At 72.6% G+C, this 13,972-nt stretch carries 12 protein-coding genes; 8 read left to right on the plus strand and 4 right to left on the minus strand.

All coding sequences use genetic code 11. The features are described from left to right. Positions 1-7: 7 nt before the first annotated feature. Genes BKA00_RS25585 through BKA00_RS40605 form a run of 3 tightly spaced genes read left to right on the plus strand, consistent with a single transcriptional unit; the run spans position 8 to position 5,973 of the window. Entirely contained in the window at positions 8-3,202 is a 3,195-nt protein-coding gene (locus tag BKA00_RS25585; RefSeq protein ID WP_185028962.1) for a type 2 lanthipeptide synthetase LanM family protein, read from the plus strand. Between the two features lie 15 nt (positions 3,203-3,217). Continuing rightward, entirely contained in the window at positions 3,218-4,129 is a 912-nt protein-coding gene (locus tag BKA00_RS25590) for a Nif11-like leader peptide family natural product precursor (RefSeq protein WP_185028964.1), read from the plus strand. Then, complete coding sequence (locus BKA00_RS40605; protein ID WP_338072160.1) at positions 4,126-5,973, plus strand: ATP-binding cassette domain-containing protein; 1,848 nt, start codon at positions 4,126-4,128, stop codon at positions 5,971-5,973. The genes BKA00_RS25590 and BKA00_RS40605 overlap by 4 nt, the downstream gene beginning before the upstream one ends. 60 nt (positions 5,974-6,033) lie before the next feature. Here the strand turns inward: BKA00_RS40605 and BKA00_RS25605 are convergent, their stop codons facing one another. Together BKA00_RS25605 and BKA00_RS25610 are read right to left on the minus strand one after the other, a co-directional pair. Continuing rightward, the gene (locus BKA00_RS25605; RefSeq protein ID WP_185034783.1) at positions 6,034-6,408 is read right to left on the minus strand and encodes a MerR family transcriptional regulator; all 375 of its coding nucleotides are present in this window, start codon (positions 6,406-6,408) and stop codon (positions 6,034-6,036) included. 670 nt (positions 6,409-7,078) lie between these two features. Next, positions 7,079-7,366 carry a hypothetical protein gene (locus BKA00_RS25610; RefSeq protein WP_185028966.1) on the minus strand — a complete coding sequence of 96 codons (288 nt, stop codon included), beginning with the start codon at positions 7,364-7,366 and terminating at the stop codon, positions 7,079-7,081. A 426-nt stretch (positions 7,367-7,792) separates the two neighbouring features. On the opposite strand from BKA00_RS25610, the gene BKA00_RS25615 reads away from it, so the two are divergent. Next, positions 7,793-8,164 carry an STAS domain-containing protein gene (locus BKA00_RS25615; protein WP_185028968.1) on the plus strand — a complete coding sequence of 124 codons (372 nt, stop codon included), beginning with the start codon at positions 7,793-7,795 and terminating at the stop codon, positions 8,162-8,164. A 44-nt stretch (positions 8,165-8,208) separates the two neighbouring features. Further along, the gene (locus BKA00_RS25620) at positions 8,209-8,787 is read left to right on the plus strand and encodes a GAF domain-containing protein (protein ID WP_185028970.1); all 579 of its coding nucleotides are present in this window, start codon (positions 8,209-8,211) and stop codon (positions 8,785-8,787) included. A gap of 147 nt (positions 8,788-8,934) precedes the next feature. On the opposite strand, the gene BKA00_RS25625 is transcribed toward BKA00_RS25620, so the two are convergent. Continuing rightward, positions 8,935-9,162 carry a hypothetical protein gene (locus BKA00_RS25625; protein ID WP_179837973.1) on the minus strand — a complete coding sequence of 76 codons (228 nt, stop codon included), beginning with the start codon at positions 9,160-9,162 and terminating at the stop codon, positions 8,935-8,937. A gap of 267 nt (positions 9,163-9,429) precedes the next feature. Here BKA00_RS25625 and BKA00_RS25630 point away from each other — a divergent pair, with 267 nt between their 5' ends. The 3 genes from BKA00_RS25630 (at position 9,430) to BKA00_RS25640 (ending at position 12,528) form a co-directional block, all read left to right on the plus strand. Then, entirely contained in the window at positions 9,430-9,633 is a 204-nt protein-coding gene (locus tag BKA00_RS25630) for a cold-shock protein (RefSeq protein ID WP_024936225.1), read from the plus strand. A gap of 220 nt (positions 9,634-9,853) precedes the next feature. Then, entirely contained in the window at positions 9,854-11,275 is a 1,422-nt protein-coding gene (locus BKA00_RS25635) for a DEAD/DEAH box helicase (RefSeq protein ID WP_221493290.1), read from the plus strand. 92 nt (positions 11,276-11,367) lie between these two features. Continuing rightward, positions 11,368-12,528, plus strand: a complete 1,161-nt coding sequence (locus BKA00_RS25640; RefSeq protein WP_221493078.1) for an IS30 family transposase — start codon at positions 11,368-11,370, stop codon at positions 12,526-12,528. A gap of 90 nt (positions 12,529-12,618) precedes the next feature. On the opposite strand, the gene BKA00_RS25645 is transcribed toward BKA00_RS25640, so the two are convergent. Beyond that, positions 12,619-13,464 carry a hypothetical protein gene (locus BKA00_RS25645; RefSeq protein WP_185028974.1) on the minus strand — a complete coding sequence of 282 codons (846 nt, stop codon included), beginning with the start codon at positions 13,462-13,464 and terminating at the stop codon, positions 12,619-12,621. Positions 13,465-13,972 lie beyond the last annotated feature (508 nt).

Raw genomic sequence — 13,972 nt, forward strand, 5'->3', positions numbered from 1 at the left:
CGCCCGCGTGAAGCCGACCTTCCCCGTGGACCTCGCGGCCCGGGCCGCGAACCTGTCCGAGCGGATCCAGATCGTGTCCGCCCTCGGCCCGCCGTCCGGTGCGGAGCCGCTGGAGGCCTTCGACGCCTGGAGGATCGACCGGCTCGCCGCCAAGCTGGCCGCCAAGTTCGGCGCGGAGACCAGCCCGCGGCCGGAGCGGCACACGGAGGAGTCGCTGCGCGAGGCCCTGCGGGCCTATCGCGCGCACGAGCTCGGCCTCACCGACCCCGAAGGCCCTCTGGGCCGGCTGCTGACCGACCTCCACCGCGGCTGGCTGCCGGTCTACCGCGAGACGCTGGAGAGGTTCGACCCGGGAGACGAGGCGTTCGCGGCGGCGGAGTGGCGCGCGGACGACGTCTACCACGGCCGGCTCGCCACCGCCTGCGAGCCCTTCCTGGTGGAGCTCGGCCGCCGGCTGGTCGGGGAGATCGACGGCGGCGCGTCCGGGGTCCGTGTCGACTCCCGGCTGGTGGCCGACTTCCAGGACTACCTGCTCGACCGGTTCGAGCTGGCGCTGGCCTGGGCGGTGGAGACCGACGCGAAGGTGCACTGCCGGCTGCACGGGATCGACCCGGCGAGCGCGACCCGCGACGACTACCTCGCCTACCTCGACAAGACGTTCGTCGACGCCGCCGCCTACCACCGCTTCTACCTGGAGTTCCCCCTGCTGGGCCGCTGGCTCGCCCAGACGACCGCGCAGCTCGCCGAGCACGGCGCCCAGCTGGTCGGCAGGCTCCGCGACGGCGCCGCCGAGCTGTCCGAGGCGTTCTTCGGGCGGCCCGTCGCGGCCGTGCGCACCGCCCGGCTCGGCCGATCCGACCACCACGCCGGGGGCCGCAGCGTCGCGATCGTCGAGGTCGAGCTCGCCGACGGCGCGCGCGAGTCCGTGGTCTACAAGCCCCGCGGTCTCGAGGGCGAGGCCGGGTTCCAGGGGCTGCTGGCGCGGCTGCGCGACGACGGCGTCCTCGACTACGCCGGACGGGCCGTGCTCCCGAAGGACGGCTACGGCTTCGAGGCGCTGATCCCGCCGGGGCGCAACCGGGTCGCCACCCGCGAGGAGGCCGAGCGCGTCTACGCCGAACTCGGCGGCTACCTGGCGATCTTCTATGTGCTGGGCGGCGGCGACCTGCACTTCGAGAACGTCCTCATCGCCGACGGCCACGCCTTCATCTGCGACTGCGAGACGGTGCTCGGGGCGCTGCCCAAGGGGTGGCCCCGCCCGTCGGGCACGCTGATGGACTCGGTCTTCAGGACCGGTCTGATCGAGTGGCCGCGGAGCGGCGCGGCGCCCGAGGGCGAGATGCGGATCAGCGGGTACACCGGCGGCGGCGGATACGAGATGCCGATGCCGGTGCCGCAGGTCGACCGCCTGCAGTCCTTCGCGTCGTCGGTCAGCTACCGCGAGGGGGTGCGCGTCGACCCGGGGGCCGCGAACCGGATCTTCGTCGGCGGGGAACTGACGCACGCCGAGGAGTTCGTCGACGCCATCGGGTCCGGTTTCGACCGCGTCTACGAGTGGTTCCGGCGGCGGCCCGACGAGGCGATCGCCTGCGTCCGCGAGCTGTTCACCGGCTCCGGCGTCCGCTTCGTCAACTGGAGCACGCAGGTCTACTCGCAACTGCTCGCGGCCGCCCTGCACCCCCGCTGCCTGCTGGAGCCGCTGGAAGCCGACCTGCTGATCGAGACCGTGCGCACCTTCCCGCGCAAGTGGGACCAGGACGCGGCCCTCCCCGACTGGGAGGTCGCGTCGATGTGGCGCCGCGACGTCCCGCTGTTCAGCGTCGAGGCGGGGAGTACCGGGCTCGTCCACGACCACGTGTCCGCGGTCGGCGCCGACCTGGAGACGAGCCCGCTCGACCACGCCGCGTCGCGGATCAGGGGCCTGTCCGCGCGGAATCGCGCCCAGCAGCGCCAGTACATCGCCGCCGGGCTGTCCGGCGGCGACGTCACGAGCGCCGACTTCGCCGAGACGTGCGTCGAGCGCGCGGCCGCGCTCGGGGAGCAGCTCTGCGCGATGCTCCGCGAGCCGGACGCGCCCGCCCCCTGGACGTCCTTCGTGATCACCCCGGACGGGCGGGACGAGGTCGACATCGAGGGCGACCTCTACAACGGCTCGGGCGGCATCGCCCTGTTCCTCGCCTACCTCGACGCCCTCGACCCGCGTCCGGAGTTCCGCGCGGCGGCGCGGCGGGCACTGGACCACGCCGTCGCCACCTGGGAGCGGCGGCGCATCGGGGCCTTCACCGGGCTCGGCGGCATGATCTACGTCCTCACGCACCTGTACCGCCTGTGGGGCGAGCGCCCCCTGCTCGACCACGCCCTCGAACTGAGCGACGAGCTGGCCGGGCGCATCGACGGGGACCACCACCTGGACGTCTTCCACGGCGCGGCCGGACTCATCCCGGTGCTGATCGGCCTCGCCGGCGCGGCGGACGGGCGGGGCCTGGAGCAGGCGCACCACTGCGCCGCGCATCTGCTGTGCCGCGCGGAGGCCCAGGGCGACACCCTGTCCTGGCCCGGCTCCGACCTCGGCGCCGCCGGGGCCAACCTGACCGGCCTGTCCCACGGCGCCGGCGGCGTCGGCTGGGCGCTGATCACGCTGGGCCGGCTCACCGACCGGGCCGAGTACGTCTCGGCGGGGCGGCGGGCCTTCGCCTACGAGGCCCTCCACTTCGACCAGAGCGCGCAGGACTGGTACGACCTGCGCGAGTTCCCCGGCGGAATGCTCTGGGAGGGACGCCACTACGCCAACGCCTGGTGCAACGGCGCGGCGGGCATCGGGCTGAGCCGCGTCCAGAGCTGGGCGGCGCTCGGCAAGGACGACGACGCCGTGCTCACCGAGGCGAGAAGCGCCCTGACGGCGACGATGCGCAACTTCCCGCGCCTGATGAACGACTCGCTGTGCCACGGCCGGTCCGGCAACGCCGAACTGTTCCTGCGGTTCGCGCTGCTGGCGGACGAGCCCGCGTTCCGCCTGGAGGCGAACGTCCAGGTGCAGGCGCAGTGGCGCAACCTGGAGGACGCCCCGCCCGCGTCCGCCACCGGGTTCTTCCCCGGGCTGATGCTCGGCATGTCCGGCTTCGGCATGCACTTCCTGCGGCTGGCCCATCCGGAGCGGGTCCCCTCGGCGCTCCTGCTGGACCCCCCGCCCGCGTCGATCTGAGGAGTGATCTGACCCATGTCCGTCGAATCCTGTGCGGAGTTCCTGCGGTTCGCCGTCCGCGACACCGGGATCAGGCAGCAGATGAAGGCCATGACCGCGGTCGCGGAGATGGTCCGCCTCGGCCGGTCGCACGGCTACCTGTTCGACGCCGGGGACCTCGCGGCGGCGTCGTCCTCGCCGGACTTCTCCGAGGCCGCGCCCGAGGCGGCCGCCGAGGGGACGCCCGGCCCGGAGCCCGCCGCGGCGGCGCCCACCGCGGCCGAAGCGACCGCGTTCTACCACTACGAGTACGACATGGCCGACCTTCCCGGGTTCGACGCCGTCCTCGACGTGCTGCCGGCGCTGAAGATCAAGCCGTCCACGGTCGACCTGGCGGCGTTCGACACCGAGTTCAGCGCGGACGACCTGCGCTCGACGTCCCTGGCCCCCGGCAGCCCGGAGTACCGGCGGTGGCGCGCGGAGCTGGACACCGGGCGGCGGCGCGACTTCCACCTCGTCAACCTGGACTCCCACACCGACCACGCGGACTACGAGGCCTACTACGCGGCCAAGATCCGGCTGGTGGACGCGCTGGAGAAGGTCTTCGGCGGCGAGGTCCGGCTGTCCGGCAACCTGTGGTATCCGCCGTCCAGCTACCGGCTGTGGCACACCAACGAGGACCAGCCGGGCTGGCGCATGTACCTGATCGACTTCGACGAGGGCTTCCCCGACGCCGAGCACACCTCGTTCTTCCGCTACCAGCACCCGGAGACCGGCGAGCTGGTCACCCTGCGGGAACGCCCCCGGCTGGCACGGTTCTTCAGGGTCGAGCAGGACCCCGAGCGGCTTTTCTGGCACTGCATCGTCAACCCGACGCCCCGGCACCGGTGGAGCTTCGGCTGCCACGTCCCCGACACCTGGCTCGACGCCATCGCGGGCCGGTCGTGACGGCGCGTCCCGCCACCGCCGCGCCCGGCGCGGCCGGCGCGGCCGCACCCGCCGCGGCGCCGCCCGCGATCAGAGCGGTCGGGCTGCGCAAGCGGTTCCCCGGCGTCGAGGCGGTGGCCGGGCTCGACCTGACGATCCCCGCGGGCGAGAGCTTCGGATTCCTCGGCCCCAACGGGGCCGGCAAGACCACCACGATCGCGATGCTGTGCACGCTGGCGGTGCCCACGTCCGGCCGGATCGAGATCGCCGGCCACGACACGCGGACCGACGCCGCCGCGGCGCGCCGCCGGATCGGGCTGATCTTCCAGGAGTCGACCCTGGACGTCCAGCTGACCGCCGCCGAGAACCTGCGGTTCCACGCCGACCTGTACAACGTCCCGTCCGGCCAGGTGGCGGCGCGCATCGAGGAGACGCTCGCCCTGGTCGGGCTCACCGACTGCCGCGACCGCGCCGTGCACACCTTCTCCGGCGGCATGCGCCGCCGCCTGGAGATCGCCCGCGCGCTGCTGCACCGCCCGCAGATCCTCTTCCTGGACGAGCCGACGATCGGCCTGGACCCGAACGCCCGCGCCCAGGTCTGGCGCCACCTGAAACACGTGTGCGAGACCGAGTCGGTCACCCTCTTCCTCACCACCCACCACCTCGAAGAGGCCGAGCAGTGCGACCGTATCGCGATCATCGACGCGGGCCGGATCGTCGCGCAGGGCAGCCCCGCCGAGCTGAAATCGGTGCTCGGCGCCGACCGGGTGCAGCTGCGCACCGGTGACGACGCCGCCGCGGCGGCGCTGATCGCCGAGCGCCTCGGCCTGGACGTGACCCGCGACCGCCACGGGCTGCGGCTCCAGGTCCCCGACGGCGCCCGGGTGCTGCCGCGGCTGCTCACCGAGCTCGACGTCCCCGTGTACGAGGCAAGGGTCACCCCGCCCAGCCTGGACGACGTCTTTCTGCACCACACCGGGCACCGGATCCGCGAGGACGCCCCGCCGGAACCGTCCGTCCGCCCGGTGCGGGTCCGGTCGGCGGCCGAGCCGGGCAGGGGCGGGTTCCGGGCCGAGCTACGCGCCATGGGGATGGTGTGGCGGCGGGAGATGCTGCACTTCCGGCGCGACCGCGTCGGAGCCGCCCTCTCCCTGGTCCAGCCGCTGATCTTCCTGTTCGTCCTCGGCATCGGCCTGTCGAACCTGATGCCCGGCCCGAGCGGCGACGCCTACCAGCTGTTCCTCTTCTCGGGCGCGCTCGTGACCGCCGCGCAGGGACCCGCGCTCGCCACCGGCACCTCGATCATGTGGGACCGGCAGGGCGGCTTCCTGCGCGAGATGCTCGCGGGCCCGGTCAGCCGCGCGTCCCTCCTGATCGGCAAATGCCTGGGCGGGACCACGGTCGCCACCTGCCAGGCCGCGATCCTCCTGGCCGCGGCCGGCCCGGTCGGCGTCCCGCTCGACGGCGTCCTGATCGCCCTCCTGCTGGGCGAACTGGTCCTGGTCTCGCTGGCCATGACCGTCCTGAGCGTCCTGCTGTCCACCATCCTCCGCCGACCGCAGACCTTCGGCACCGTGCTGACCGTGATCATGGCCCCGATGGTGTTCCTGTCCGGCGCGTTCTTCCCGCTGAGCGCGATGCCCGTCTGGATGAAGGCCGTGGCGCTGGCGAACCCGCTCACCTACGCCGTCGACGTGATGCGCCGCACCATCACCGCCTACCTGCCGGACGCCCCGCACCACCTGTTCCAACCGCTGGCCCTGGGCTCCTGGCGCCCGCCGCTCCTCCTCGAATGCGCCGTGATGGCCGCCCTGACGACCGCGGCTCTCCTCCACGCCGCCCGCCGCTTCACCCGCCTCCCCTGAGACGCCGCACCGCAGCCGCGTCCGGCCGGAGCCCGATGCCCCTGGGACGGGTGTTTCGCCCTAGTCCCGCGGGCGGGAGGCCTCGCCCTCCAGGCGGTCCTGCCTCAGTCGGGCGTTGATGCGCTGGGCCTCGGCGAGCTGGTCTTCCAGGATGATGATGCGGCAGGCCGCCTCCAGCGGGGTGCCCTGGTCGATCAGGTCGCGGGCGCGCTGCGCCAGGCGGAGCTGGTAGCGGGAGTAGCGGCGGTGCCCGCCGGACGAGCGCTGCGGGACGATCAGCCGGGCGGTGTCCAGGCTGCGGAGGAACGCCGGGGTCACGCCCAGCATCTCGGCGGCGCGGCCCATGCTGTAGGCGGGGTAGTCCTCGTCGTCGAACTTGTCTTCGAGCGCAGCGGGGTCGTCCTGCTGGACGGGGTGGTCGCCGGTCTCGGCCATATGGGGTGCTTTCACAAAACCTTCCGTACTGCTGAGGATTCGGAAGGCGGCGACGGCAAGGGGCCCCGACGCCAGACTGCGGCGCCGGGGCCCAGAGGTACAACACCATCTACCGGTTCTGAAGAGCCGGTCTTCCGCGTAGCCCGCCCAAGTGGGGGCGGGGTCGCGGGGATCGCGTATGCGTGACCGTAGACCACCGTCCAATCCGGGGAACTGCGGTACCCGCGCGGCGTGACTGGAGCCTGCTGCGGGCGATCCCGATGGCGCCGATCCCTCCTTTCCTCGACATCACTACCTGTACTGCGTGTTCTGGTACTGCACTTCGTTCTGGTACTGCACTTCGTTCTGGTACTGCACTTCGTTCTGGTACTGCACTTCGTTCTGGTACTGCACTTCGTTCCACAGCCACCGGCGGCTCGTCCGCCACCGGGCCGACCGGCTGCCGAGGCCCCTTCCACTGCGCTGGCCCCGGCACGCCCGGCCGGTGTCATCCATACCTTCCGGCAGTTCGTCCTCTGCCGCTTCACATGGATCCGTCTCTCTTCGATGGAAGGAACACTACCCCGCCTCGGCGCGAAAATCTACTCCGGCCACTACAGAGTTTCGTAGATCACATCTCGTGGTTCTCTCCAGCCGCCAGGTCCCCCCGCGGCCGGGCGCGCAGGCGGGCCTACAGGCTCTCGCTCGTCCAGCGCCACGCGCCGTTCTCGTGCCGGGCGCGGACGAGCCGCGGCTCGCTGGAGTCCGCGAGCTCGGCGATCAGCCGGATCAGCTGGCGGTGGAAGTCCGCGGGCGGGCGGGTGCCGCCGGGCGAGCCCTCCAGGAGCGTCACGCTGACCTTCGCCTCGTCGCGGAGCTGGACGGTCAACCGGCCGGTCCGGTCCATGCGGAGGATCACGATGGCGTCGGCACGGATCAGGTCGTCACCGTCGGCGGCGGAGATCCACACATCGCTCATGTGCGTCCCCTGCCCGGTTCGGGGGCTCCGTACGCTCCGCGCGCACCTTCCGCGCACTCCGGGCGCGGAGCGCGTCCTGCCGGCGTCGATGCCGGTCAGCGCGACGCCGTCTCCCCGCGCCGCCCCGGCGGCGCTCCGCCGGGGGGACGGGGCCGCGGAGTCCCGCGTGCCCGGGGCGGGAGGGCGTAGACTCTCGGTGAGCTAGGGGTTCTCGATGCGGGCGGCCAAGCCGGCGTCCCCCTGGTTCCGATGATCGGTCTCCCCGAGGCCAGACAGGCCGGCGCGCATGACGCCGCTCCACCGTCCCTCTCGAGCACGGACGCCCCTTCTCGGCGCCGGATCCGCCGCTCGACCGGGCCGCGGCGCGGCGACCGCGGGTCCTTGAGCGGTCCCCGGCCACACGCACACTCCTGATCGGAGCCCCAGATGCACACCGCAGGCAGCGCCTTCCCCGAGGCCGTGCTGCGCCGCGAGACGCTCGCGGACCACACCGTCATCACCATCTCCGGCGATCTCGACATCTCCTCCGCGCCGGCCCTGCGCGAGCCTCTGGAGACCGCGCTGCGGGACGCGGGTCCCCTCGTGGTCATCGACCTGTCCGGGGTGACGTTCTGCGACGCGGCCGGGCTGACCCTGCTCACCGGCGCCCGCCGCCTCACCGAGCCGGAGGGCGTCACGCTCGTCCTCGCCGCTCCCCGCCCGCACATGGTCAGGCTCCTGCGGGTCAGCGGCCTGTCGCGGGTCTTCGCCGTCCGCCCCACCGTCGACGCCGCGCGCCTTCGATCGGCCGCGGCCTGAACGCGCGGCCCGCCCCGGGCGCGACGGGGAGACGGGATGACGACATGACGAGCGACCCGGGATCGATCGGGTGGGGCGCCGCCGGCGCGGCGCCGAGCGAGACCGACCGCCGGCGCCTCGCGGCCACGTTCGAGCTGATGAGCGCGGTGGTCCTGGAGGGAACCGGCGTGCCGGGCATGCTGGCCCTCGTGGCGGCGCACGCCCGGGAACTGGCGCGCGTCCCGCTGGCGTTCGTCGCCCTTCCGGGCGAGGACGGCAACACGCTGCGCGTCGAGGTCGCGGACGGCCCCGGCGGCGAACGCATACGCGGGTTGACGGTGCGGCGGGGCCGGTCGATGCTCGGCCGTGCGTTCACGTCCCGCCGGGCGGTGTCGGCGCGGATCGCCGCCGATCAGACGCTCACCGGCCTTCCGGCCGGTCCCATCCTGATCCTGCCGCTGGAGACGGGCGAGGCCACCCGGGGAGTGCTCGCGGTCCTCGGACGGGTCGGAGCGGAGCCCTTCGGCCCGGCGACCGCGCGCCAGATGCTCCTGTTCTCCGACATGGCCGCCCGGCTGATCGACGTGGCCGGGGCGCGCCTCCCGGGCGCCCCGCCGGGAGTCGGCGAGCGGTCGGCGGGCTGAGTCCCGCCGGGTTCGGCTGAGTCCGGCCGAACCGGGGCGGCGCCTTCGCCGCCTGAGGGGTCGGCCTCCGCGGGCCTGTCCGGGCCCGGCCGACGGCGCCCGCCCCGTGGATCCGGGCTGTGCCGCGCCGGGGCCCCGGCGGGTTTCCTAGAGCCTGAACAGCTTCGTGAACGGTGAGAGGATCTTTACTTTCCGTGTCCCGAAGTCGACCAGGACGGCGTTGCCCGGCTCGACCTCCAGGACGCGCCCGAGCCCGTACTTGTCGTGCGTGACCTGGTCGTCGAGCGTGAACTCCTTGGCCGGCGGAGCGGCGGGCGGGGGTTTGAAGGGGCTGGTGGGCAGGTGTCGCCGTCGGGCGGGGCCGGTGGGTTTCATTACCTCATTATGCGCGTACCGGGCGGTTCCCTGAAGGCTTCTCGCGGACCGGCTGGTAAATTATCGCGCCGGACGGCCCCCCTCATCGGTCCGCCGAATCCTGTGCTAGAGTAGTGGGCAGTTGCGGTTCCCATAGACATGTGCGTGCGCCTGTTGGAAGTGACCTCAGGCGCACTTTTGTTTTTTCTGGAGTCTTCCGGATGGGCCATCGCGGCGTCTTCGTCCGCACACGGTGTGCGGACGGGGCACACCCTGAAGGAGACGATCATGGCCACCGGTACCGTCAAGTGGTTCAACGCGGAAAAGGGCTTCGGCTTCATCGAGCAGGACGGCGGCGGCGCCGACGTCTTCGCCCACTACTCCAACATCGCGGCCCAGGGCTTCCGTGAGCTCCAGGAGGGCCAGAAGGTGTCCTTCGACATCACGCAGGGCCAGAAGGGCCTGCAGGCGGAGAACATCGTTCCCGCCTGATCGCGGCATTCTGCGGTGCGCGGTCCCGAGGGCCGCGCACCGCGCTGCGTTTACGGGCGCCTGATCCGCGCCCCCCATCTCCACCGGCCCGCGGCGGAACCCTCCGCCGGGCCGCTCCCGGTTCGTTCTTGAGAATCCTCCCCCCGGGCTCGCGTCGAGTCCGGGGTCTTGCATGACGGAGCACTTCCCTGACACGCACCGCTCCCAAGGAAGGCTTCGCATGCCCCGTGCCCCCCGATCGAGCGCCCGAGGCTCCCGGCCTCGTCCCGCCCGCCGTCCGGCGGACGGGCGCAGGCCCGCCGCCGAGGCCGCGGCCGCGGCTCCGGCCGCCGCCAAGACCACGCCCCCGGCCCCCGCCGTGGCGTCGTTCGCCGAACTGCCGCTGCCGGCTCCGCTCCAGGAGACGCTGGTCCGCCAGGGCGTGACCGCCCCGTTCCCCATCCAGGCCGCGGCCCTCCCGAACGCCCTCGCGGGACGGGACGTCCTCGGCCGGGGACGCACCGGGTCGGGCAAGACGCTGACGTTCGGCCTGGCGCTGCTCGCCCGCACCGCCGGCCGCCGCGCCCAGCCCCGCCGTCCCCTCGCCCTGGTCCTGGTCCCCACCCGGGAACTCGCCCAGCAGGTCACCGGCGCGCTCGAACCGTACGCGGACTCCGTCGACCTGCGGATGACCACCGTGGTCGGCGGCCTGCCGATCGCGCGGCAGGCGAACGCGCTCGCCCGGGGCGCCGACGTCCTGATCGCCACGCCCGGGCGGCTCGCCGACCTGATCGAGCGCGGCGACTGCCGGCTCGACGGCGTGCGGATCACCGTGCTGGACGAGGCCGACCAGATGACCGACCTCGGCTTCCTGCCACAGGTCACCCGGCTCATGGAGCAGACCCCGCAGGACGGGCAGCGGATGCTGTTCTCCGCCACGCTCGACGGCGGCGTCGACCGGCTCGTCCGCCGGTTCCTCAGCGACCCGGTCACCCACTCGGTCGACCCCCCGGCCGGGGCGGTCACCGCGATGGAGCACCACCTGCTGCACGTCACCGACGAGGACAAGCACGAGACGACCGTGCACATCGCGGCCCGCGAGAGCCGCGTCATCATGTTCGTCGCCAAGAAGCACCAGGCGGACCGCCTCGTCCGCAAGCTGACCGCCCGCGGGATCAGCGCCGCGGCGATGCACGGCGGCAAGACGCAGTCGCAGCGCAACCGCGCGCTGAACGGCTTCCACAGCAAGGACATCACCGTGCTGGTCGCCACCAACGTCGCCGCCCGCGGCATCCACATCGACGAGCTCGACCTCGTCGTCAACGTCGACCCGCCCGCCGACCACAAGGACTACCTCCACCGCGGCGGCCGCACCGCCCGCGCAGGAGCCGCCGGAACCGTCGTCACGCTCGTCCTGCCCGAGCAGCGCCGCGAGATGGACGCCATGATGGCCAAGGCGGGCATCAGTCCCCGTACCACCCGCGTCCGCCCCGGCGACGCGGACCTCGCCCGCATCACCGGCGCCCGCCCGCCGGCCCACGCGGCCGCCGCGCCGAACACCGCCCCGCCCCGCAAGCCGCGTCCCGCCGCCTCCCAGCGCGGGAACTCCCACGCCGCCCCCGCGCGCAGGCCAAGACGACGAGCGTCCTCCCTCAACAGCTGACCGAGCCCCACGTTGAGTTGCGGCGTGTTGCCCTTATCAGCGCTGGCGGTCTCTAGTGTCTGTTGCAACGAGATCCCTGGAAGGATCTTGTTGTGCCGGGAAGACGTCTGACAGCTGCTGAGCGCGCGCAGATCGAGGTGTTGTTCGGTGCGGGCCGGTCGTTTCCGCAGATCGCGGAGGCGATCGGCCGGGACCGGTCAACTGTGTGGCGGGAGGTGCGCCGTAACCACTCCTATCGGCGGTCGGACGCCGGTGGGGGCGGGGCGCGGTATCCGGGCCGGGCGACCACCGCGTGTCCGGGCGGGCTGGGCGGGCTGTACCGGTGGACGTACTCGCATGTGGCCGCGCAGCGCAAGGCCGATGAGCGGGCGCGTCGGCACCGGCCGGGCAAGTTGATCGGCAACAGCGGGAACAAGGGCCGGGCCTGGTGCCAGGGCCGGTTGTGGCCGGTGGTGCGTGATCTGCTGGTGCGGCGGTGGTCGCCGCAGCAGATCGCGGCGCACCTGCGCGCCGCCTATCCTGACCAGCCGGAGATGCGAGTGTCGCACGAGACGATTTATCAGGCGATCTACTACCAGGCCCGGGGCCGGATGCGGGCCGAGCTGGCCCGGCAGCTGCAGTTGCGGCCGGGGGAGGGGTCGGTGCTGCGCAGCGGCCGCGCCGCCCGCCGTCCGCCCTCGCGTCTGGCCCGCGCCGAGAGCGCGGCGCGCAGCCGCCGGCCCTGGATCCAGGGCCTGCACATCTCGGCCCGGCCCGCCCAGGCGGCCGACCGGGCGGTGCCGGGGCACTGGGAGGGCGACCTGGTGATCGGGGCCCGCGGATCCAGCGCCATCATCACCCTGGTCGAGCGCACCACCCGGTTCGTGATGCTCGGCGCGTTGCCGCACTCACGCGTGTCCGAGCAGGTCACCGGCGTGCTGACCACTTTGATGCGGCGGTTGCCGGCCGAGCTGGCCGCGACCTTGACCTGGGACCAGGGATCGGAGATGGCCCAGCACGCCGACTTCACCCTGGCCACCGGGTGCCGGGTCTACTTCTGCGACCCGCACGCGCCCTGGCAGCGCGGCTCCAACGAGAACACCAACGGGCTGCTGCGCCAGTACTTCCCCCGCTCCTCCACCGACTTCCGCAACTACACCCAGCACGACCTCGACGAAGTCGCCCGCCAGCTCAACGGACGACCCCGCCAAACCCTGAACTGGAAAACCCCAGCCCAAGCACTCAACGAATACCTCGTTGCAACAACCGCTTGACACCGCCGCTCCCAAAAGGGCAACACGCCGCAATTCAACGGGCCCGGGAGCGGGGGCCGGCCCTCCCGGGCGAGCGCGAACGACCAGGCGTCAGGACGTGCGCCAGACGGTGCCCACCTGAGTACCCGCCCAGATGATGCCGGTGTGCGGAACACGGGTCATCGAGTACGCGGTCACCCCGAGAGGCGGCGTCGCCTGTATCCAGGACGTGCCGTCGAAGTGCAGCAGGTGTGCGGGATCGTACGGACTGGACACCCAGACACCGCCCCGTCCATCGGCTGCGATCGAGCCGAGGAACCCCATCACGGACTTCGTCCGCACCTCCCCGACCGGGTCGGACGGGCTCGGAAGACGATGCACGGTGAACGCGGAGCCGTCCCAGTGGTGCAGCGTCGGCGGCGGGAACAACGGGTGCTGTTCGAGGGCGTAGAACCAGACGTCGTCTGGGGCGACGTACTCGATCTGCAGGATCCAGTGGGCCCATTCGGAGCCCCACGGCGTGCGCGTCCAGTCCGTGCCGTCGAAGTGCCACAGCGGGGTCGGGCCGATCTGCGACTCGCCGAATCCCCCGGCCCAGACGTCCGAAGCGCTTCCGGCGGCGATGGCGTTGAGCCCGGAGGGTTGCGGAAGGGTGAGCGCGTTCGTCCACTGGCCGTGCCGCCGCACCGACACCGTCGTGGCGTCCCCATGGATCCCGGTCGCCCACAGTCCGCCGGCCCGGTCGACGTCGATGGCCTGAAGTTGCTCGCCGGCGGGACCCGCCACCGTCGTCCAGCGGTGCCCGTTCCAGTGCAGCAGGTCGGTGCGCTCCTGGGCGTTCGGACCTGCGGCCAGGGCCCACACGTTCGCGGCGTGGTGCGCACGGACATCGTTGACGACGGCCAATCCCTCGGGCATCGCGACGCGCGTCCAGCCACGCGGGTTCCGCTGCAGCATGACGGCACGCGAGTCCGGCTGATACGCGTTCTCCGTGCCCCCGGCGAAGACGTGCCACGGGTCCGGCGCGGCGATACCGAGCAGATGGCTCCGCCCCGCCAACGGCGGCACCGGCACATCGACCCATTCCCCCGCCGACGGTGCGTCGGCACGCGCAACCCCACCCAGCGGCCCGGCAACGGCGGCCCCGACCAGCGCAGCACCCCCCAGCCCAAAGGCGCGACGCGACAGCAGAGGATTCAGCGAGCTTCGATCCACAGGACCTCCAAGGACGACGACCACTCAATGCCAGTATCTGCTGGCAAGATCAGAGTTTCCACCCCTGACCTCAAATGGCCACCGACCCCCACAGCCGCCAACGGGCCCACTGCGCCCATCAGCCCGCGCATTCCACTGCTCCACCTACAGGCGCCGAGTCCTCGCCCGGCTACGCCCGCCGCCCGTCCCCTCGTCCCGCACACGGAAGCCTGATTACGCGGGCATCGATCCCCGTCTGGCGGGGCCAGAA

Origin of the sequence: Actinomadura coerulea (assembly GCF_014208105.1) — a bacterium.
Taxonomy (GTDB): Bacteria; Actinomycetota; Actinomycetes; order Streptosporangiales; family Streptosporangiaceae; genus Spirillospora; species Spirillospora coerulea.